The organism is Brevundimonas sp. KH_025 (assembly GCF_057839885.1).
On record NZ_CM174501.1, the window covers coordinates 1,134,271 to 1,155,195 of the forward strand.

The 20,925-nt window shown below is 67.1% G+C and carries 19 protein-coding genes and 3 tRNA genes; 17 read left to right on the plus strand and 5 right to left on the minus strand.

Annotated features, from left to right (window positions below; all coding sequences use genetic code 11):
* The first annotated feature begins 165 nt into the window (after positions 1-165).
* From AC3IS2_RS05750 to AC3IS2_RS05760, 3 genes are all read left to right on the plus strand, one after another.
* Positions 166-744, plus strand: coding sequence for a DUF2497 domain-containing protein (locus tag AC3IS2_RS05750; RefSeq protein ID WP_489199699.1), 579 nt, complete (start codon positions 166-168; stop codon positions 742-744).
* 81 nt (positions 745-825) lie between these two features.
* Positions 826-3,576 (plus strand): valine--tRNA ligase, encoded by a 2,751-nt coding sequence (locus AC3IS2_RS05755; RefSeq protein WP_489199701.1) that lies wholly within the window; start codon positions 826-828, stop codon positions 3,574-3,576.
* Positions 3,573-4,307 carry a TlyA family RNA methyltransferase gene (locus AC3IS2_RS05760; protein WP_489199702.1) on the plus strand — a complete coding sequence of 245 codons (735 nt, stop codon included), beginning with the start codon at positions 3,573-3,575 and terminating at the stop codon, positions 4,305-4,307. Before AC3IS2_RS05755 ends, AC3IS2_RS05760 begins: the two co-directional genes overlap by 4 nt.
* Positions 4,308-4,392: 85 nt before the next feature.
* Here AC3IS2_RS05760 and AC3IS2_RS05765 read toward each other — a convergent pair whose 3' ends face one another.
* Entirely contained in the window at positions 4,393-5,046 is a 654-nt protein-coding gene (locus AC3IS2_RS05765; RefSeq protein ID WP_489199703.1) for a glycine zipper 2TM domain-containing protein, read from the minus strand.
* Between the two features lie 159 nt (positions 5,047-5,205).
* Here AC3IS2_RS05765 and AC3IS2_RS05770 point away from each other — a divergent pair, with 159 nt between their 5' ends.
* Positions 5,206-6,447: a class I SAM-dependent RNA methyltransferase gene (locus tag AC3IS2_RS05770; protein WP_489200105.1), complete on the plus strand. Its 1,242-nt coding sequence runs from the start codon at positions 5,206-5,208 to the stop codon at positions 6,445-6,447.
* Positions 6,448-6,462: 15 nt separating this feature from the next.
* Positions 6,463-7,626, plus strand: coding sequence for a M24 family metallopeptidase (locus AC3IS2_RS05775; RefSeq protein ID WP_489199704.1), 1,164 nt, complete (start codon positions 6,463-6,465; stop codon positions 7,624-7,626).
* Here AC3IS2_RS05775 and AC3IS2_RS05780 read toward each other — a convergent pair.
* Positions 7,623-8,690: a PA0069 family radical SAM protein gene (locus tag AC3IS2_RS05780; protein WP_489199705.1), complete on the minus strand. Its 1,068-nt coding sequence runs from the start codon at positions 8,688-8,690 to the stop codon at positions 7,623-7,625. The genes AC3IS2_RS05775 and AC3IS2_RS05780 overlap by 4 nt on opposite strands.
* A gap of 419 nt (positions 8,691-9,109) precedes the next feature.
* Between AC3IS2_RS05780 and rplM the strand changes: the two genes are divergently transcribed.
* The 4 genes from rplM (at position 9,110) to msrB (ending at position 11,623) form a co-directional block, all read left to right on the plus strand.
* Positions 9,110-9,583, plus strand: a complete 474-nt coding sequence (gene rplM / locus AC3IS2_RS05785) for a 50S ribosomal protein L13 (RefSeq protein WP_489200106.1) — start codon at positions 9,110-9,112, stop codon at positions 9,581-9,583.
* Between the two features lie 2 nt (positions 9,584-9,585).
* Positions 9,586-10,071, plus strand: a complete 486-nt coding sequence (gene rpsI / locus AC3IS2_RS05790) for a 30S ribosomal protein S9 (protein WP_489199707.1) — start codon at positions 9,586-9,588, stop codon at positions 10,069-10,071.
* A gap of 87 nt (positions 10,072-10,158) precedes the next feature.
* Positions 10,159-11,094: an N-acetyl-gamma-glutamyl-phosphate reductase gene (argC, locus tag AC3IS2_RS05795; protein ID WP_489199708.1), complete on the plus strand. Its 936-nt coding sequence runs from the start codon at positions 10,159-10,161 to the stop codon at positions 11,092-11,094.
* A 31-nt stretch (positions 11,095-11,125) separates the two neighbouring features.
* Positions 11,126-11,623 (plus strand): peptide-methionine (R)-S-oxide reductase MsrB, encoded by a 498-nt coding sequence (gene msrB, locus AC3IS2_RS05800; protein WP_489199710.1) that lies wholly within the window; start codon positions 11,126-11,128, stop codon positions 11,621-11,623.
* On the opposite strand, the gene AC3IS2_RS05805 is transcribed toward msrB, so the two are convergent.
* On the minus strand, positions 11,611-11,988 hold the full coding sequence (locus AC3IS2_RS05805; RefSeq protein ID WP_489199711.1) for a hypothetical protein: 378 nt from the start codon (positions 11,986-11,988) through the stop codon (positions 11,611-11,613). The two genes, msrB and AC3IS2_RS05805, sit on opposite strands and share 13 nt — an antisense overlap.
* Entirely contained in the window at positions 11,985-13,958 is a 1,974-nt protein-coding gene (phaC, locus tag AC3IS2_RS05810; RefSeq protein WP_489199712.1) for a class I poly(R)-hydroxyalkanoic acid synthase, read from the minus strand. Before phaC ends, AC3IS2_RS05805 begins: the two co-directional genes overlap by 4 nt.
* A gap of 65 nt (positions 13,959-14,023) precedes the next feature.
* On the opposite strand from phaC, the gene AC3IS2_RS05815 reads away from it, so the two are divergent.
* From AC3IS2_RS05815 to AC3IS2_RS05845, 7 genes are all read left to right on the plus strand, one after another.
* Positions 14,024-14,488 carry a hypothetical protein gene (locus AC3IS2_RS05815; protein WP_489199713.1) on the plus strand — a complete coding sequence of 155 codons (465 nt, stop codon included), beginning with the start codon at positions 14,024-14,026 and terminating at the stop codon, positions 14,486-14,488.
* Positions 14,489-14,563: 75 nt separating this feature from the next.
* Positions 14,564-16,366 (plus strand): single-stranded-DNA-specific exonuclease RecJ, encoded by a 1,803-nt coding sequence (recJ, locus tag AC3IS2_RS05820; RefSeq protein ID WP_489199714.1) that lies wholly within the window; start codon positions 14,564-14,566, stop codon positions 16,364-16,366.
* A gap of 108 nt (positions 16,367-16,474) precedes the next feature.
* Positions 16,475-16,549: transfer RNA gene (locus tag AC3IS2_RS05825), tRNA-Glu, on the plus strand.
* Positions 16,550-16,708: 159 nt separating this feature from the next.
* Positions 16,709-16,783, plus strand: a tRNA-Glu gene (locus tag AC3IS2_RS05830).
* A 185-nt stretch (positions 16,784-16,968) separates the two neighbouring features.
* A complete protein-coding gene (locus tag AC3IS2_RS05835) occupies positions 16,969-17,520 on the plus strand; it encodes a cold-shock protein (protein ID WP_489199715.1) in 552 nt (183 codons plus the stop codon).
* Positions 17,521-17,545: 25 nt separating this feature from the next.
* Positions 17,546-18,022 (plus strand): DUF192 domain-containing protein, encoded by a 477-nt coding sequence (locus AC3IS2_RS05840; protein WP_489199716.1) that lies wholly within the window; start codon positions 17,546-17,548, stop codon positions 18,020-18,022.
* Between the two features lie 67 nt (positions 18,023-18,089).
* Positions 18,090-18,166, plus strand: a tRNA-Pro gene (locus tag AC3IS2_RS05845).
* 458 nt (positions 18,167-18,624) lie between these two features.
* On the opposite strand, the gene AC3IS2_RS05850 is transcribed toward AC3IS2_RS05845, so the two are convergent.
* Positions 18,625-19,341 carry a polysaccharide biosynthesis/export family protein gene (locus AC3IS2_RS05850; protein WP_489199717.1) on the minus strand — a complete coding sequence of 239 codons (717 nt, stop codon included), beginning with the start codon at positions 19,339-19,341 and terminating at the stop codon, positions 18,625-18,627.
* 119 nt (positions 19,342-19,460) lie between these two features.
* Here AC3IS2_RS05850 and AC3IS2_RS05855 point away from each other — a divergent pair, with 119 nt between their 5' ends.
* On the plus strand, positions 19,461-20,906 hold the full coding sequence (locus AC3IS2_RS05855) for a GumC family protein (protein ID WP_489199719.1): 1,446 nt from the start codon (positions 19,461-19,463) through the stop codon (positions 20,904-20,906).
* Positions 20,907-20,925 lie beyond the last annotated feature (19 nt).

The window sequence follows — 20,925 nt, forward strand, 5'->3', positions numbered from 1 at the left end:
GATATTAGCCTGACAGGCGAAAAACGTTCGTTGATTCCGGCGGGCGTTGGTGCGACGACAGGTCAGGGGAGGGCGAGTCTGCTTGCCTGATCCTGATCGTCGCGCGCCGTTTGGCGCCTGTCGGCGGTCTCACAAGGTTCAGCCCCGCTCGCCCAAGGTTCTGCCATGACCGACCAGACCGCCCAGGAACCGACGATGGAAGAGATTCTGGCGTCGATTCGCCGGATCATCTCTGAAGACGACGCCCCGGCCGAAACCGCCGCCGCAGCGCCGGAGCCGGTCGTCGAGGTCGCCCCGGAGCCTGAGCCTGTAGTCGAAGCCGCGCCGGCGGCCGAAGAACCGGCGCCGGTCGAGGAAGAGGTTCTGGAGCTGACCGAGCGCTATGAAGCGCCTGCAGCTGAATCGATCGGCGATCTGGACGTCGCCGATGTGGCGCCGTTCCCCGCGGTTGCACCGGCGCCCGAGCCGATCGCCACGCCCGTCTATGATTCCCTGGTCGGCGAAAGCGCCGCCGCCAGCGCCGCCTCGGCCTTCGCTGGCCTGGCCGCCACCTTCCAGAAGCCGGAAGCGCCCGCGGCATCGGCCCCGCAGGACATGCCCTTCGTCAGCGGCAATACGGTCGAGGCCATGGTTCAGGCCATGCTTCGCCCGATGCTGAAGGACTGGCTGGACGCCAACCTGCCTGGCATCGTCGAAGCCCAGGTACGCAAGGAAGTAGAACGCATCGCCCGCAACGCCGGCTAGCCCTTCGCTTCACCAGACACTAAGTCATTGAGGGCGGCTCCGGCGGGGCCGCCCTTTCGCTATTTCAGAAACGACATTCCTATGCTCGAGAAGACTTTCGAACCCCAGGCCGCCGAACCGCGCCTCTACGCCCAGTGGGAAGAGAGCGGCCTGTTCGCGCCGCGCGCCGCCAAGCCGACGGACGGCGCCGCCGACGCCTATTCGATCGTCATTCCGCCGCCGAACGTGACGGGCTCGCTGCATATCGGCCACGCGCTGAACAATACGCTTCAAGACATTTTGGCCCGCTATCACCGGATGAAGGGCAAGGCCGTGCTGTGGCTGCCCGGCACCGACCACGCCGGCATCGCCACCCAGATGGTGGTCGAGCGCCAGTTGGCCGCCGCGGGCGCCGCCGGGCGGCGCGACATGGGCCGCGACGCCTTTGTCGACAAGGTCTGGGAGTGGAAGGCGGAATCGGGCGGCACCATCGTGCGCCAGCTGCGCCGCCTGGGCTCGTCCTGCGACTGGTCGCGTGAGCGTTTCACCCTGGACGAGGGGCTGAACGCCGCCGTCCGCAAGGTCTTCGTCAAGCTGCATCAGGACGGCCTGATCTATCGCGACAAGCGTCTGGTGAACTGGGACCCGCATTTCCAGACCGCCATTTCCGATCTGGAAGTCGAACAGCGCGAGCAGGACGGCCACTACTGGCACTTCGCCTATCCGCTGGCCGACGGCGTCACCTATGAGCACCCGGTCGCCTTCGACGAAGACGGCAAGGCCACCGAGTTTGAAACCCGCGGCTTCATCGTCGTGGCCACGACCCGGCCCGAGACCATGCTGGGCGACACCGGCGTGGCGGTTCACCCTGAGGACGAGCGCTACGCCGGTCTGGTCGGCAAGGAAGTGATCCTGCCGATCACCGGCCGTCGCATTCCCATCGTCGCCGACGACTATGCCGATCCGACCAAGGGTTCGGGCGCGGTGAAGATCACCCCGGCGCACGATTTCAACGACTTCGGCGTCGGCAAGCGCGCCGGTCTGGCCGCGCTGAACGTGATGGACGCCTTTGCGCGCATCATCAGCGATGACGTGCCGGAAATTCCCGCTGAACTGGTCGGCCTGGACCGCTTCGCCGCGCGGAAGGCCATCGTCGCCCGCGCCGAGGAAGAGAACTGGCTGCGCGAGATCGAGAAGACCAAGCACGTCGTCCCGCACGGCGACCGCTCGGGCGTGGTCATCGAGCCCTGGCTGACGGACCAGTGGTACGTCGACGCCCACACCCTGGCCCAGCCCGCGCTGAAGGCGGTGGAGCAGGGCGCCACGGTGTTCGAGCCGAAGTCCTACGAGAAGATCTATTTCGAATGGCTGCGCAACATCGAGCCGTGGTGCATCTCGCGCCAGCTGTGGTGGGGCCACCGCATTCCGGCCTGGTACGGCCCGAACGGTGAGATCTACGTCGCCGAGACGGAAGAGGACGCCCGCGAACAGGCGATGTCGGACTATGATTCCGAAGTCGTGCTGACCCAGGACGAGGACGTTCTGGACACCTGGTTCTCGTCGGCCCTGTGGCCGTTCTCGACCATGGGCTGGCCTGAAAAGACCGAGGATCTGGAGCGCTTCTATCCGACCAGCGATCTGGTGACGGCGGCGGACATCATCTTCTTCTGGGTCGCCCGGATGATGATGATGGGGATGCACTTCATGGACGGCGAAGTCCCGTTCAAGCGCGTCATCATCAACGGTCTGGTCCGCGACGAGAAGGGCCAGAAGATGTCGAAGTCCAAGGGCAACGTCATCGACCCCCTGGGCATCATCGACGAACTGGGCGCCGATCCGCTGCGCTTCACCATGGCCATCCTGTCGGGCACGCGCGACATTAAGTTGTCGAAGCAGCGCATTGAAGGGTATCGCAATTTCGGCACCAAGCTGTGGAACGCCGCGCGCTTCAGCCAGATGAACGAGGCCAAGCGGGTCGAGGGCTTTGATCCCGCGACCGTCGAGCAGACCATCAACCGCTGGATCCGCGGAGAACTGACCAAGGCCGAGCGCGCCGTGTCGGAGGCCATCGAAGGTGGTCGTTTCGACGACGCAGCGGGCGCGCTTTACCGCTTCGTCTGGAACGTCTTCTGCGACTGGTATCTGGAACTGGCCAAGCCGGTGTTCAGCGGCGCCGATGAAGCCGCCAAGGCCGAGACGCGGGCCATGACCGCCTGGACCATCGACCAGACGCTGAAGCTGCTGCACCCGGTCATGCCCTTCATCACCGAAGAGCTGTGGGCCGAACTGGGCAAGGAAGGTCCGGCCCGCGACAGCCTGCTGATCGGCGCCGAATGGCCGGTCCTGCCGGACGCCTTCATCGACGCCTCGGCCGAGGCCGAGATCGGCTGGCTGGTCGACTTCGTCGGCGAAATCCGCGCCCTGCGGGCCGAGATGAACGTGCCGCCGTCGGCCAAGCCGCCGCTGGCCTTCATCGCGCCCGACGCCGTGACCGCCGAGCGCATCGCGCGCCACCGCGACCTGCTGCTGACCCTGGGCCGCGTGTCCGAGATCGCTGTGGCCGAGGCCGCGCCCGCCGGGGCCGTGACCTTCGTGTCGGGTGGTTCGACGGCGGCGCTGTCGCTGGCCGGGATCATCGACCTGACCGCCGAACGGGCGCGTCTGGAGAAGGAGATCGCGGTCTTCGAGAGCGACATCGGCCACGTGAACAAGAAGCTGGGCAACCCCAATTTCGTGTCGCGCGCCGCGCCCGAAGTCGTCGACGAGCAGCGCGCCAAGCTGGCCGAGGCCGAAGAGGGCAAGGTCAAGCTGCAGGCCGCGCTGGCCCGTCTGGATGCGATGGCCGGGGCGTGAGGAAGGTCCGTCTGGATCAACTGCTGGTCACGCGCGGCCTGGCCGAAAGCCGGGCCAAGGCCAAGGCTGCCGTCGAGGCGGGCGGCGTCACCGTGGACGGTGCGCCCGCCAAGTCGGCGTCGCAGACCGTTAATGACGACGCCGAGATCGGCTACGCCGCCGCCCACCGCTGGGTGGGACGCGGCGCGCTGAAGCTGGAACGGGCGCTGGACCTGTGGCCGGTTACGGTCGAGGGGCGGGTGGTTCTGGACGTCGGCGCTTCCACCGGGGGCTTCACCGAGGTCTGTCTGGATCGCGGCGCGGTCCAGATCTTCGCCGTCGATGTCGGCTTTGGACAGATGCATCCCAAGGTCGCGGCCGATTCGCGCGTGATCAATCTGGAGCGGACCGACGCGCGCGACCTGACGCCCGCGATCATCCCAGAGCCGCCGTCGCTGATCGTCTGCGACGCCAGCTTCATCGGCCTGTCGAAGGTGCTGCCAGCGGCGCTTGATCTGGCGACGCCGGACGCGGACCTGATCACCCTGGTCAAGCCGCAGTTCGAAGGGGCGGGGCCCAAGGACGCCGGCAAGAAGGGCGTGGTCAAGGACCCCGAGGCCCATGCGGCGGCGGTCGAGGGCGTGCGCGCCTGGTTGGAAAGCGTCGGCTGGTCCGTGCGTGAAACGGCGGAAAGCCCGATCACCGGCGGCGACGGCAACCTCGAGTTCCTGATGTGGGCGCGACGAACCTGAGCCTGGGCCTGAGCCTGAAAATACAGAGGGCCGCCGGATAACCGGCGGCCCTCTTCACGTCGTCGATCGACAGGGGGGCTGAAACTTAATCGACGACGCGATAGCGGCCGTTCCGGTCGGGGCAGGTGCGCACGTAGCGCGTTTCGCTGCGACCATCGGGCAGACGGATGACGCTCTCGGCGAGGCGGCATTCGTCGGTGTTCTGGTTGTTCTGATAGCGGTAGTCGGGCGCGGGCTGGGTGTAGCCGCGATCGTAGTCGGACTCGCGATAGTCCCGGCCGTAGCCGTCGTCGTAGCGACGGTCATAGCCACGGTTATCGTAGCCATAGGCCGGCGGGACGTAGGTCCCGCCATAGGACTGATTGTTGCCGTAGCTGGACGAACGATAGCGGCTGTCGCAGGCGGCGGAGTTGTTGCCCACGCCGGCGCCGAGAGCCGCGCCCAGGACGCCGCCGAGAACGCTGCCTTCGGTGCGACGGCCACGCGCGGCCAGCTGGGAGCCGGCGATGGCGCCGATGGTGGCGCCGACCACGCCGCCGGTCGTCGTGCGATCGCGTTGATCGCGGACGCAGGGGTCATAGCCTCGGCCATAGCTATTGCTGTTGTTGTAACCGTAGGCGGGCGGATAGCCGTAGCCATAGGTCTGGGCGCTGACGACGCCCGGAACCATGAGCGAACCGGCCACAGCGAGGGCGGCGACAGCAGCGGCGGAGGCCTTTTTGGACAGATGACCGATCATCGTTCTCGTTCCTGTGACAGATCCCGGTGCTGAACGGCCTCGGTGCGCTGTCTGTTGCATCCCGTGATAGGGCGACGAAGCTGAACGGCTATTGATCGCGTCGTTCATCTTCGTTCAGGTTTCAGTTTCGGCGCGGGACCGGGTAGAAGCCGCGCCATGATGCAAACGCTGACCATCGCCCGCATGGGCCACCAGGGCGACGGGATCGCCGAGACGCCCAACGGCCTCGTCTTCGTGCCGGGCGCCCTGCCGGGCGAAGTGATCTCGGCCGAGGTGAAGGACGGACGCGTCGAGCAGTTCGACCTGGTCGAAGCCAGCCCTGACCGCCGCCCGATCCATTCCGAGACCTATGCCGAGTGCGGCGTCGCGCCGATGCAACACTGGGCGGATGAACCCTATCTGGCGTGGAAGCGCGAGGTGGTGATCCAGACCCTGGCGCGCGAGGGCATCGAGACCGAGGTCGAGGCGACCGTCGCCGTGCCGCAGGCCAGCCGACGCCGGCTGGCGCTGCACGCCCGCAGCGGTCCGGGCGGGCGCGTCCTGCTGGGCTTCAAGGCGCGGCGGTCGTGGCGGCTGGTCGAACTGACCGACTGTCCGGTGTCCGACCCGGCGCTGACGGCGGCCCTGCCGCTGCTGGCCAAGGTGGCGGCGCCCTTCCTGGGGCATCCGAAATCGGCGCCGACCCTGCACGTCACCCTGACCGACACCGGGCTGGACGTCGACGTGACCGGGGTCGAGAAGAAGTCGGGCGGCCTGACGGCGGACATGACGGCGCGGGCCATCGCGGCGGCGGCCGAGGCTGATCTGGCGCGGCTCAGCCTGGACGGCGACACCCTGGTGATGGCGCGCCAGCCGCGCATCACCTTCGGCCGGGCGACCGTGCCCCTGCCGCCCGCGGCCTTCCTGCAAGCCGCGCCCGCCGCCGAGGCGGCCATGGTCAGCCGGGCGGTGGAGGCGGTGAGGGGGGCCAAGAAGGTCGCCGACCTGTTCTGCGGCGCCGGCACCTTCACCTTCCCCCTGGCCGAGGTGGCCAGCGTCATGGCGGCGGATTCCTCTGCGGCGTCCATCGCGGCGCTGAAGGCGGGCGTTTCCACGGCTCAAGGCCTGAAAACCATCGAGGCCCAGGCGCGCGACCTGTTTCGCCGTCCGCTGTCGCCCTACGACCTCAAGGGCTGCGAGGCCATTGTGATCGACCCGCCGCGCGCCGGCGCGCTGGAACAGACCCAGCAGTTGCCCGGGACCAAGGCCGGCGTCGTCGTCGGCGTGTCGTGCAATCCCCAGACCTTCGCCCGCGACGCCCGCATCCTGATCGACGGCGGCTTCCGGCTGGAGAAGGTCACGCCCATCGACCAGTTCCTATGGTCGACCCACGTCGAACTGGTCGGCGTATTCCGTCGCTAACTATCGGAAGCTGTCATGTCCTTCATTGCCCCTCTCGCCAGCCCCATCAGCGCCGATGAGCGCCGCCGCCGCATCCAGGCGCTCGCGGCCCAACTGACTGCTGAGGGCCTTTCGGCGCTGCTGCTCGGCTCCACGACATCGCTGCGCTATTTAACGGGGCTGGACTGGCATGCCTCCGAGCGGCTGACCGGGGCCCTGATCCACGCCGACGGGCGGGTCGAGTATGTCTGTCCGCGTTTTGAACTGGACAAGGTCGGGGCGCTGACGTCGGCCGCGACCGCCGTGCCCGGCGACATCCTGACCTGGGAGGAGGACGAGAGCCCCTACACCCTGGTCGCAGGCCGCCTGGGTGCGGGCGGACGGCTGGCGGTGGACGAACTGGCCGCGACCTTCGTCTGGCTGGGACTGGCCAGCGCCTTGGGGCAGGACCGGCTGGTCGACGGCGGCCCGCTGACCGTCGCCCAGCGTCGCATCAAGTCGCCGGCCGAAATCGCCCTGCTGACGCGCGCCAAGGCTATCACCCTGGAGGTTCAGCGTCGCACGCGGGACTGGCTGAAGGAGGGCGTCCTGACCTCCGAGGTCAAACGCTTCATCGACGCCGAGCACCGCAAGCTGGGCGGGGAGGGCGGGTCGTGGTTCTGTCTGGTCTCCTTCGGCGACGACACCTGCCTGCCGCATGGCGGCGAAGGCGATCGTGCGCTGAAAGCCGACGACGTGGTGCTGATTGACACAGGCACCCTGGTCGATGGCTATCACTCGGACATCACCCGCACCTATGTTTTCGGTGAGCCGACGGCAGAGTTCCGCCGGGTCTGGGATCACGAGAAGCAGGCGCAAGCGCTTGCCTTCGAGGCGGCGCAACTGGGCGCGACCTGCGAGAGCGTCGATGCTGCGGCGCGCGACTACCTGACCGCGCAGGGCTATGGGCCTGACTACCGCCTGCCGGGCCTGCCGCACCGCACCGGGCATGGCGTTGGTCTGGATATCCACGAGGCGCCCAATCTGGTTCGCGGCGACCGCACTGTGCTGGAGGCGGGCATGAGTTTCTCCAACGAGCCCATGCTGGTGATCCCGGGCAAGTTCGGCGTTCGGCTGGAGGATCACTTCTACACGACGGAAAACGGCCCGGTCTGGTTCACTCAGCCGTCACACAGCCTGGATGATCCGTTCGGCGCCTAGCCGAACAGCTCCAGTTGCGGCCTCATGTCGGCGGGGACGCGGAACTGGGTCACGTCCAGCGGCGCGCGAGGGGCGTCCAGGCCGTAGCGCTTGATCGCCGCCTTGAAGCGGGCGGCGATCAGTTCGGCGACAGGCCCCGTTCCCTTCATCCGTTGAGCCCAGTCAGGGTCGTAGTCCTTGCCCCCGCGCGTCTGGCGGATCAGGGACATGACGCGCGCTGCGCGTTCGGGCCGAGCGTCGGCCAGCCATTCGCGAAACAGGTCCTTGATCTCGAGCGGCAGGCGCAGGGTCACATACATGGCCGAGGTGGCGCCCGCCTTTTGAGCGGCCTCGAGGATGGATTCCATCTCGTGGTCGTTCAGGCCGGGGATGACGGGGGCGAAACCGACGCCGACCGGACAGCCCGTGTCGGCCAGACGGCTGATGGCCTCCAGCCGCTTGGCGGGGGTGGAGGCGCGCGGCTCCATCGCGCGGGCCAGGCCGCGATCCAGGGTGGTGATGGAGATCATGGCCGAGGCCAGCCCGTCGCGACCCATCGCCCCCAGAATGTCGGCGTCGCGGGCGATCAGCACCGACTTGGTGATGAAGCTGAACGGCTGATGGAACCGCTGCATCACCTGCAGGATCGAGCGCGTGGACCGGGTCTCGCGCTCGACCGGCTGATAGGGATCGGTGTTGCCGCCTACGTGGATGCGCTTGCAGACGTATCGGGGCTTGGCGAGTTCCTGTTCCAGCAGACGCGCGGCTTCGGGCTTGAAGAAGATCCGGCTCTCGAAATCCAGACCCGGGGATAGGCCCATCCAGGCATGGGACGGACGGGCGTAGCAGTAGATGCAGCCATGTTCGCAGCCCTTGTAAGGGTTGATGGAGCGATCGAAGCCGACGTCGGGACTCGTATTCCTGGCGATGATGGTGCGGGCATGTTCTGGCGAGAGGGTGGTGCGCAGCGGCGCGGCCGCTTCGTCCTGGTCCGTCCAGCCGTCGTCGAAGTCCTCGCGCCGGTCGGCTTCATACCGGCCCGAGTCGTTGGAGCGTGCGCCGCGTCCTTTCATCGCCGTTCTCATGGGAGGAGGATGGCACGGATTTGGAACAAATCAAGAACAAAACGCGAGCCGAAAGGTCGCGACCGGGTGAGGATCTCTGCCGCGCTTTTCCTGGTCCGCTCATCCCGGCGAAGGCCGGGATCCAGATGATATGACTGCGCGGGCGGGGGTGAAGGCGAAATAGCGTCCTCTGGTCCATGCGGTGCGCCTTACAATCTGGATCCCGGCCTTCGCCGGGATGAGCGGAGAGGGCGAGGCGGACTAAAGGATTGGGTATTTTAATACCGTTTATGATAAGTTGTTTTAAATCAATGTGATGACTCAAAATCGCGTCGCGAACTGGTGTTGACCTGCTGTGGACGACCCTCTATCAGCACGCCTTCCGCTCATTCCTGCTTTGGGATGGGCCGCACCGTTCGTCTTTCAGGACCCTCATTATGCTGAAGAGCACTACGGCTTCGCTGAAGCCGGCAGAGGTCGAAAAGAAGTGGATCCACATCGACGCCGAAGGCGTCGTGGTGGGCCGCCTCGCGACCTTCATCGCCAACCGTCTGCGCGGCAAGCACCTGCCGACCTACACCCCGCACGTTGACTGCGGCGACTACGTCGTCGTCACCAACGTCGACAAGGTGGTGTTCACCGGCAAGAAGAACACCGACAAGGTCTACTATCGCCACACCGGCCACCCGGGCGGCATCAAGCAGACGACCCCGGAGAAGGTCCTGAACGGCCGCTTCCCCGAGCGCGTGCTCGAGAAGGCCGTTGAGCGCATGCTGCCGAAGGAAAGCCCGCTGGCTCGCAAGCAGATGACGCACCTGCGTCTGTTCGCCGGCGCCGCCCACGAGCATGAAGCCCAACAGCCGCAGACCATCGACTTCAAGTCGGCCTCGGCCAAGAACACCCGGAGCGCCTGAGCATGACCGACGTGACTGCTGAAGCCACCGGCTTCGACGCCCTGAAGAGCCTGGGCACTGTTGAAAACGACGCCCCAGTCTATGTCCAGAAGCTGGACGCCCAAGGCCGCGCCTACTCGACCGGCAAGCGCAAGAACGCGATCGCTCGCGTTTGGGTCAAGCCGGGCACCGGCAAGATCACCATCAACGGCAAGGACCAGGAAGTTTACTTCGCTCGTCCCGTGCTGCGCATGATGATCGCCCAGCCGCTGACCGTTTCGGACCGCGCCACGCAATACGACGTGATCTGCACCGTCGAAGGTTCGGGTCTGTCGGGTCAAGCCGGCGCCATCCGCCACGGCCTGTCGCACGCCCTGACGCACTTCGAACCGGAACTGCGCAAGGTCCTGAAGCCGCACGGCTTCCTGACCCGCGACAGCCGCGTCGTCGAGCGTAAGAAGTACGGCCGCGCCAAGGCTCGCCGCAGCTTCCAGTTCTCGAAGCGCTAACTCGCAACCGCGAGTGGGAATACAAGGGCGCTTCGGGGAAACCCGGAGCGCCTTTTTTCTGTCTGAACTTGGGGCGAGAGCAGTCGCATGACCCACACCATCTTTATCGACGGCGAGGCCGGGACCACGGGGCTGGAGATTCGCGAGCGTCTGGAGGCGCGCACGGATCTGGAGCTGATCCTGCTGGGCGATCGTCGGCGCGACGTCGAGGCGCGGCGCGAGGCGCTGAACAGCGCCGATGCGGTGATCCTGTGCCTGCCCGATGATGCGGCGAAAGAAGCTGTGTCGATGATCGAGAACCCGAGCGTGCGGATCATCGACGCCTCGACGGCCTACCGGGTCGATCCGGCCTGGACCTATGGCTTCGCCGAGATGGATGCGGGCCAGCGCGCGGCCATCGCCGCCTCGACGCGGGTGTCGAACCCCGGCTGCTATCCAACGGGCTTCATCGGCTTGATGCGGCCGCTGGTGCGGGCGGGTCTGGTCCCGGCCAGCCAGCCAGTCACGGTCAATGCGGTGTCGGGCTATTCCGGCGGCGGCAAGGCCATGATCGCCGAGTTCGAGGCGGCGGGGGCTTCGACCGCCTTCCGCGCCTATGGCCTGACCCAGAAGCACAAGCACGTGCCGGAGATGACCCAGCACACGGGGCTGACGCTGCCCGTCCTCTTCGCGCCCGCCGTCGGCGCCTATCGCCAGGGGATGCTGGTCGAAGTTCCGCTGCACCTGTCGGCCCTGCCGGAGACGCCTTCGGTTGAGCGCCTGCACGGCGCGCTGGTCGAGGCCTATGACGGCCAGCGCTTCGTCGAGGTCGCCGACCTGGACGAGACCGAGGCCATGACCGGCATCGAGCCGGAAGCCCTGAACGGCACCAACCGGATGCGTCTGCACGTCTTTGGCGATCGCGGCGGCGAGCAGGCGCGTCTGGTCGCCATGCTCGACAACCTGGGCAAGGGCGCCTCGGGCGCGGCGGTGCAGAACCTGAACATCATGCTGGGTCTGGACGAGGCGACGGGGCTGATCTGAACCAAACGCGCCCGGCCGCCGTATAGGGGGCATGGACGCCGGTCTTCATCGTCGGTCTGTGCTGCTGGGCGCCGCTGCTGCGGCCCTGTCGGGCTGCACGCCCAAGGCGGCGGACGCCTCGCCGGATGCATGGGCGACCTCGCCCTTTCGGCGGATCAGCGACGCCGAATGGCGACGGCGGCTGGGCGACGCCTCATGGCGCGTGCTGCGTCATGAGGGGATCGAGCAGCCGTTCAGCAGCCCCCTGAACGACGAGCACCGACGCGGCGTCTTTGTCTGCAAGGGCTGCGCCCTGCCGCTGTTCCAGTCGGCGTGGAAGTATGACAGCGGCACCGGCTGGCCCAGCTTCACGCGAGTGATCCAGGCCAATATCGGGACCAAGACCGACCGGCTGATCGGCATCGCCCGCACCGAATACCACTGCGCCCGCTGCCTGGGGCATCAGGGGCATCTGTTCAGGGACGGGCCGCCGCCGACCGGGCGGCGCTATTGCAACAACGGCGTGGCGCTGAGCTTTCAGCCCGCCTGACGGGCCTTGAGCGCGGATTCCACGGTCACGCCGAACCAGATCGAACCGATGACGATCAGCAGGCCGTAGTCAAAGCCGGGGAAGAAGACCGGAACGGCGGCGGCCAGGATCAGGAGCAGCGGGAACAGGCTGGCCCAGACCGCGGTCGAGGCGGCTTCGGGGTGGATCATCGGCGGGCGCTGCGTCCCCATGCGTTTGGACAGGACGCCGTTGAGCACGACGAACAGGATGCTGCAGAGCACCGCCATCAGGACGTACTTCAGCGTGTTGCCCGGCTCGCCGAACAGGCTGGCGGTGGCGACCAGAAGGGCCAGAGGGACGGCGGTCGTGATCGCCAGCAGCAGGTTGGGTTCGATACGCTTCAAGACTTCACTTTCACATAGGCGCCGGGCGCGGGCTCGATGGGCTTGAGCGGACCGGATTTCGGGTCACGGGCGGGGATCGGCTCGCCCGATTTTTCATGCAGCCATGCGGCCCAGTGGGTCCACCAACTGCCGGGATGCTGTTCGGCGCCCGCTTGCCATTCCTGAAGCGTTTCGGGAAGGGCGGTGTTGGTCCAGTGCTGGTATTTATTGGCGCTGGGGGGATTGATGACCCCGGCGATGTGGCCCGATCCGGCCAGAGTATAGGTCACGGGACCGCCGAACAGGCGCGCCGAGCGATAGACCGAGTTCATCGGGGCGATGTGGTCCTCGCGGCTGGCCTGGAAATAGAGGGGGATCGTCACCTTCGACAGGTCGATGCGTTCGCCGCCGATCTCGAACTCGCCCTTGGCCAGGGCGTTGCGGCCATACATCTGGCGCAGATAGTCGAGGTGCAGGCGTTTGGGCATCCGCGTCTGGTCGGCGTTCCAGAACAGCAGGTCGAAGGCTGCCGGCGCCTTGCCCATCAGATAGTTGGACACGAAGAAGGACCAGATCAGGTCGTTGGCGCGCAGGGCGTTGAAGGTGTCGGCCATGGCGCTGCCGGGCAGCACGCCGCCCGCGGCGTCCATCTGTTGCTCGATCTCGGCCAGCCAGTGCTCGTCGGTGAACAGCAGCAGGTCGCCGGCCTCAGCGAAGTCGTGCTGGGCGGCGAAGAAGGTGGCCGAGGCGACGCGGGTGTCCTTGCGCGCCGCCATATGCGCTAAGGCCGAGCCGAGCAGGGTGCCGCCGATGCAGTAGCCGACGGCGTTCAGCCGGTCCGAACCAGTTTGCTCCAGCACCTTTTCGACGGCGCGGTAGATGCCTTTTTGCAGATACTCGTCAAAGCCGAATTCGGCCTTGTCCTGGTCCGGGTTGACCCAGGAGCAGACGAAGACGGTGAAGCCCTGGGCCGACAGCCAGCGGATCAGCGAGTTCGCCGGCTGCAGGTCCATGATGTAGAACTTGTTGATCCACGGCGGGAAGATCAGCAGAGGAACGGCGTGCTGGCTCTCGGTCGCGGCGTCGAACTGGATCAGTTCGAACAGTTCGTCGCGCCAGACGACCTGGCCGGGGGCGGTGGCGACGTTCTCGCCGACCTTGAACTGACCGTAGTCGGCCTGGCTGATCTTCAGCTTGCCGTTGCCACGCTCCAGATCGGCGGCGAAGTTCTGCATTCCCTTCACCAGAGACTCGCCGCCCGTCTCGGCCAAAGCCTTCAGCGCCGCCGGGTTGGAGGCCAGGAAGTTGGAGGGCGAGAAGGCGTCGGTCAGCAGCTTGGTGAAGAACTCGGCCCGGCGCTTCACGCGCGGATCGACGTCCTCGACGCTGGACACCAGGCCGTTCATCCAGTCGGAGGTGACCAGATAGGACTGGCGCATGACGTCAAAGACGGGGTTCTCGCTCCAGGCCGGATCGCGGAACCGCTTGTCGGTCGAGGGGGCGGGCGCGACCTCCTCGCCCATGGCGCGGCGCGAGGTCGAGGACCACAGGTCCATGTAGCGGCCGAACAGATCGGCCTGGGCCTGGAACAGCTTTTCGGGGCGGGCGGCCAGACTGGTCATGACCGAGGTCATGGCCGGGGCGACGTTGAACGGGTCGGGCGACAGGGCGGCGGGGCGGTCGGCCTGCGACAGGGCCGCCTCGGCGATGGCCGACTGGGCCGTCATGGCCGCCTTGGCCAGGTTCAGCGACAGGGTTTCCAGCAGGTGGCGCTGATCGGCGCCGAAGGCGAAGGGATCGGGGGCCTCGGGCTGAGGCGGCGGGGGCGGCGCGGCCTGCGGCTGGGCTGCGGCTTCGACCGGCGATTCGGAAGGCGGGGGCGTCGCGGCCTTCTTCGGCCGGGGCTTGGCCGAGGTTGGACGGCCCGATTTACGTGGCGCGGCGGCGGCTGCCAGCGGGGCGGGGGGAGCCTTGGTCGGGTGCTTGGCCATGGGCGAACCTTCGGAACCGGTCTCGCGTCGGGCCGCGAGCCTTCCTCCGGGACCGATGATGGCATATGACCGGGGTCGAGATGAACGTGTTCCTGTCGAAAAAGACGATCCTGCCGGCGATGACCGGTCTGCTGCTGGCCACGGGCGGCTGCGTCGGCTCGTTCGACCCGCAGACGGACATGACCTCGCCGGTCGCGCCGCGCATTCAGGAACTGGTGGACGCCCACCGCCAATATCCGCGCTGGGCCGATTTTCCGGCGACGCCGACGGACCTGCCGCAGCCGGCCCAGGTCGCCGCGAACGTCAATGCGCTGAACACCGACAGCGGCGCCCTGGCGACCCAGGTGGCCGGCATCGACTGGACGCTGGACACCGATCCCGCGGCCTTCATCGAATCGATCAACCGCCGTTTCGATCCGGCCAAGATGGCCCCGATCGGTGCCCAGACGCCGGAAGAGGTCGAGGCCTTGGCCGAACGCCTGCGTCGCCGCGCCGCCGCCCCGCCGCCGATCGACCGCCCGCGCCCCTGAAGGCGCGCCCAGACGGCGGCCTGTCGTCTGACCGACAGAATCCCGGAATGATGGCCGGGCTGACAAGGATTCTACATGGCTGACGGTGGAAACAGTCCCGCCTTCCTCGGCGTCTCGCGCTCGTTGTCGGGCCGTGCCTGGCGACAGCGCCCGGCCGAAGCGGGGACCATCCGCGCCCATATGCAGGCCCTGGATCTGGACGAGCCGATGGCTCGCGCCCTGGCGGCGCGCGGCGTGGCGGCCGATCAGGGCCAGAACTTCCTGACGCCGACGCTGCGGGCCCTGTTCCCCGATCCGTCCAGCTTCATGGACATGGATACGGCGGCGACCGCCATCATCGACGCCTTGCAGGCGGGCAGCAGCATCCACGTCTTCGCCGACTATGACGTGGACGGGGCGTCCAGCGCCGCTTTGCTGGTGCGTTGGTTCCGCACGCTGGACGCGGAACTGCCCATCTATGTCCCCGACCGCCTGACCGAGGGCTATGGCCCCAGCGCGCGGGCGTTCGACACGCTGAAGGCGCGCGGCGCCGATCTGGTCATCACCGTCGACTGCGGCGCCGCGGCCAACGAGGCCGTGGCCCATGCCGCCGCCATCGGGCTGAATGTCGTGGTCATCGACCACCACATGATGCGTGAGGAGCCGCCAGCCTGTCTGGCCGTGGTCAATCCGAACCGGCCCGGCTGCAACTCGGGGCAGGGCAATCTGGCGGCGGCGGGGGTGGTCTTCGTCTTGTTGGCCGCCCTGAACCGCGAGGCTCGGGCGCGGAACCTGTTCGAGGGCCGGGCCGAGCCGGACATCCGCCAGTGGCTGGATCTGGCCGCCATGGGCGCCATCTGCGACGTGACCGGCCTGACGGGCTTCAACCGGGCGCTGACCAGCCTGGGCCTCAAGGTCATGTCGGACTGGAAGAATCCGGGACTGCGCGCCCTGCTGGCCGCCGCCGGGGCTGAGCCGGGACCGGCCAAGTCCAATCATGCGGGCTTCATCCTGGGGCCGCGCATCAATGCGGGCGGGCGGATCGGCAAGTCGGATCTGGGGGCGCGTTTGCTATCCACCGACGATCCGGACGAGGCGAGGGCGCTGGCGCAGGAACTGGACGCCCTGAACATCGCCCGGCGCGAGGTCGAGGCCCAGGTGACGGACCAGGCCGTGCGCCGCGTAGAGGCGACGGGCGCGCATGCCGACGAGTCGGCTCTGGTCGTGATTTCGGGCGAGGACTGGCATCCCGGCGTGGTCGGCATCGTCGCCGGGCGTCTGCGCGAACGCTGGCGCAAGCCGGTCGTGGTGATCGGCGTCGACGCCATCAACGGTCTGGGCAAGGGTTCGGGCCGGTCGCAGCCGGGCATGAACCTGGGGCGGGCCGTACAGGCGGCATGGAACGAGGGCGTGCTGATCGCGGGGGGCGGGCACGCCATGGCGGCGGGCCTGACGGTCGCGGCCGACCGGATCGACGAACTGCGCGCCTTCCTCAATGACCGTCTTTCGGGCGAGCGGGCCGAGGCCGTGGCTCAGGACTGGGTCGAGGTGGACGCCCTGATCGATCCGCGCGCGGCGACCCGCGACCTGTTCGAGGCGTTCGAGCAATTGGCGCCCTATGGTCCCGCCAACCCCGAGCCCCTGTTCGCGCTGCAAGGCGTGCAGGCGCGCGAGCCGGCGGCCATGAACGGCGGCCATGTGCGGTGCCGTCTGGTCGGGCCGGATGGGGCCTCGGTGCGGGCCATCGCCTGGCGCTGCGCCGACCTGCCCAGCGGCAAGGCGCTGCTGGCGGGGCAGGGCGGGCTGAGCCTGGTCGGGCGGCTGAAGGCGGACGACTGGAACGGTCGTCGCGGCGTGCAGTTCGAGATCGAGGACGTGGCTGACCCACGCATGGCCTGAGGTTTCAGGCGTTGCCGAGCGCAGGTCTTTGAAAAAGTCGCACAAACTGCGCAGCAAGCGCTTGCAAGCGGCGGAATCGGCGGCTATTACCCCGGTCCTCCGCGCAGCGGTCCCTTCGTCTATCGGTTAGGACGTCAGGTTTTCAACCTGAAAAGAGGGGTTCGACTCCCCTAGGGACTGCCACGCGGAGCTTTCCTTTTCCCCGACATCGACAGCCTGCATCCGCCCGCCAAGGGCTGATTTCGTGCGCGATGCGCGATGGCGAAGTCTTTGTTCGGAAAGTTGAAAAACAGGCTTGCGTCATCCGGGGGCGGGGGGTATCAGACCGCTCCTCCGCGCAGCGGTCCCTTCGTCTATCGGTTAGGACGTCAGGTTTTCAACCTGAAAAGAGGGGTTCGACTCCCCTAGGGACTGCCACGCGGAGCTATCCCCCCGTACATCCTTGGATCGATCGCGCCCAGCCTCGCTTGAGGCTGCATTTACGCGCCATAACCGCGTTACGGCTACGCTTGGGCTTAAAATCGTCATTTTTGATTTTCCGCACTTCACAGAACCGTGTTAATCGTAGTCCGCTCGAGTTGTTTGCGGGCGGGGGTTGGCAAGTGACGGATTTCGAAGGGACTGAAGCGTCGGAGATTGTTCGTATCGCCGGCACGGTCAAATGGTTCGATCCGGGCAAAGGGTACGGCTTTATCGTTCCCGACCAGCCCGATCTGACGGAGTTGAAGGATGTGCTGCTGCACGTCAGCAGTCTGCGCGACGGCGGCCATGAGACCGCCTCCGAAGGCGCATCCGTGACCTGTGACTGCGCGCGCCGGGCCAAGGGTTGGCAGGTCGTGCGCATCGTCGACCTGGGAGAAGGCTTGGCGTCGCCTGTCCGCCGAGAGGCTGCGCGTCCGACCTTGTCTGCGGCGCGAGCGAATTTCGAACTGCCGCCCGGCGCTCCGCTGGAGACGGCGGTCGTCAAATGGTTCAATCGCACTAAGGGCTACGGATTCGTGGTGCGCGACGGCCAGGCTGGCGATATCTTCGTCCATGTTGAAACGCTGCGGCGCTGCGGACTGGATGACCTGGTCCCGGGCGACGCCGTGCAGGTGCGGTTCGCCGAAGGCCCCAAGGGCCTGGTGGTGGCCGATATCAGACCGGGCGAATAGGATTCGCCTTTTGAAGGGCGAGGCCATGAATTTCAGTCGTCGGATCCTGCTGGCGGCCGCGCTTTCCGCCGCCAGCCTGTCTTCGGCCTGCGCGCAGAGCGGGCCGGTCGATGCGGCGGGACGGGCGCTGGAGCCGCTGAGCATCGTGACCGCGTCGGGCGAACACAAGTTCATGGTCGAGATCGCCGACGACGACGCCGAGCGCGAACGCGGCCTGATGTATCGTCCGCCGCTGGAAGACGACCGGGGCATGCTGTTCCAGTTCCCGGCGGCGCGCGAGCAAAGCTTCTGGATGAAGAACACGCCCAGTTCGCTGGACATCCTCTACATCGACCCCCAGGGCCGCATCGTCTCGATCGCCGCCCACGCCACGCCCTATTCGGAGACGCCGCTGCCGTCGAACGGCGCCGCCAACGGCGTGCTGGAGCTGCGCGCCGGCCGGGCCCAGGAGATCGGCGCCAAGCCGGGCGATCAGGTGCGCCACCCCTTCTTTCGCCCCTGATGTGGATTAAGCGCGCTGACGCGTTGCGGCGCGGCGCCCGCCGTGCCAATAGGGCGCTCCATCGGTTCGGGGTGTAGCGCAGCCTGGTAGCGCATCTGGTTTGGGACCAGAGGGTCGGAGGTTCGAATCCTCTCGCCCCGACCATGGAATAGCCCCGCGGGGCTGGACGCGTTTACAACGTGTCGGAGAGGCAGAAGCCCTGCCTTTCGATCGATTTCCCTTAGTCGAGATTGATCCCCTGGCCCTAGGAGCGGACCCTGCGAATGTCGGCCAAGGGTGGTTTGCAGACGTTGGTTGAGGCACGCTTCGGTACCGACACGTGGAAGGATGTCGCTCATGAAGCCAGGCGATCGCAGTCCTTGGCAGGCCCTGCCTCTCGTCTTCCTGCTGCTAGTGGGGATCGCTTTGCTTTACACGACCTGCACTTACTATGAGAGCAAGGAGGTCGAAGAGCCCCCGCCTCGATATGTCGATGGCTACGGCAATCCACTTCCGTCGCAAAAGTAGCCCATAGATTTCACTGATTGAGATCATTGCAGCGCCGGGAAGCTGACGACCTCAATTTCCGCTATGGGCGCGAAAGCGGATTCTGATGAACCCTGTCAGGTCGAGGCGTAGCCGCCGTTCAGGGCGTAGCTGAAGCCGATCGGCAGGGCCGAGCGGAACAGGGTGAAGAAGGCGGCCAGTTCGCCCAGGGTGGAGCGCGGCACGAAGATGATGTCCCCGCGACGCAGGGCCACCACCTCGCCCCGGCGGGGGCGCAGATCGACGACGCGCATCATCCGCACGCCGCCGGGGCCGCGTCGGATCAGCGCGGCCTGCTGCGTCTTGGCGGAGGGCAGGGCGCCGCCGGCCAAGATCACGGCCTGGTAGGCGTCGATGTCGCCAGGCATGTCGAAGACGCCCGGATTGCGGACCTCGCCGTCCACCCAGACCTTGAGCGGTCCGGCTTGGCGCAGGGTGATCTCGACCTCGGGACGCCTCAGCTGGGTGGCGTAACCCGCTGAAACGTCGGCCTCGAGCTGGGACAGGGTGCGGTCGGCCGCCATGACGTGGCCGAGCAGGGGCAGCGAGACGCGGCCGTCGGGGCCGACCTTGAGCTGGCGAGTCAGCTCGCTGGCCGTCGGCGTCGCCACCTCGATCTCGTCGCCGGGATAGAGCAGGTATTCCGGCTCGATATCGGTCCAGTCGGCGAAGGGGATGTCGGGAAACTGGCTTGCCGGCACGCCTTGCACTCGGCGCGCGTCGCCCGTCGCCGCCGCGCAGCCGGTCAGGCCGGCGGCCAGACCCATCAGGACAAGGCGGCGATCAGGAATCATGGGGGCGGCGACCGGGCTAGATATCAGGCTGACGTGAGGCTGAACGGTTATGGGTAACGCATGGTTAACGCCCGACCGGCAAAGGTGCATCCGACGACTTCAATGGATTCGCCCTGTTCATGCGTTCGACAGCCTATGCAGCAGCCCGGCCGCGGTATGGCGTCATGGACGTCGTGGCGCTGCTGTTCCGCGAACTGTTGGTGATGATCCTGGTCTTCGTCGTTCTGTTCGCCATCGGCGCGGCGGCGGTTCTGACATTGAAGAAGACCTACACGGCCGGGGCCAGCCTGTTCGTCGGCGTGGGCCAGGAATACGTCTATCAGCCGCGCGTGGGCGCGACGGACCGCGCGACGCCGCCCGCCGCGGGCGAGGTGGCGCAGTCGGAAGCAGCCATTCTGAACAGTCTTGAGGTAAAGCAGCGCGTCGTGCGCGCATTGGGCGTCGAGACCTTCCAGGAGGGCAAACCAGCCGCGGGGACCCCGGCGGAGCAGGAATCCTCGGCCGTGCGGGCCGTCAGCGCGGGACTGGACGTCACGGCGGCCCCTCTCAGCCCCGTTGTGGGCCTGTCCTACAAGAGCGATGATCCCGCCCTGTCGGCGCGCGTGCTGAACACGGTGATCGACCAGTATCTGACCTATCGCCGCGAGATCTTCCAGGATCGCGCGACGCCGGCGATTCAGACGCAGCGTCAGACCTTCGAGGGCGAACTGGCCGACGCCGACCGCGCCTATGAGGCCTTCCTGCGCAGCAACGACATCGGCGATTTCGCCACCGCCAAGGCCACCCTGGCCGGCACCTATCAGTCGACCTTCGCAGAGCGCATGAACATGCAGGCGCAACTGAACCAGGCGTCGCAGCGGCTGGCGACCCTGGTGGCGCAGCAGAACCGGACGCCTGCGGAAATCGCCCTGCAGCAGGACCTGAACATCTCGGCCCAGGACCAGATCCTGCAACTGCGGACCCAGCGCGAGACCCTGCTGTCGCGCTATCAGCCTGACGCCCAGCCAGTGCGCGAGATCGAAAACCAGATCGCCCAGCTGCAAGCCTATGTCGGCACCGGCACGGCGGTCGGGGCCAAGGAGGTCCGCACCGGCCCCAACCCGATCTGGACCGAGCTGGAGACCACCCGGATCAACGCCCAGGCCGAGCGCGACGCCCTGGCGGCGCGTCTGGCGGTTCTGGACCGCCAGGTGACGGACCTGCGCCAGCGTCAGGCGCGGCTGACCGAGTTGGAATCGCGCAACGCCACCCTGTCGGGCAATCGCGAGGTTCTGTCCGCCTCGATCCGCGAGTTCCAGTTGCGCGAGACGCAGAGCCGCGCCGACAACGAACTGGTCAAGGCCGGCGCCGACAACGTGACGGTGATCGAGCGCGCCCAGCCGCCGTCCAAGGGCAAGAGCCTGAAGCTGCCCCTGTTGATCGGGGCCTTCCTGTTCGCCGGGTTCACCGCCCTGTGCGTGGGCTTGCTGCGGGTCTTCCTGCGGCGCGGCTTCGCCACCCCGTCCACCGCCAGCCGGACGCTGCAACTGCCCGTCCTGGCTGTCGCCCCGATGAAGCGGGCCTGATCGCTCGGCGTCCGGCCAT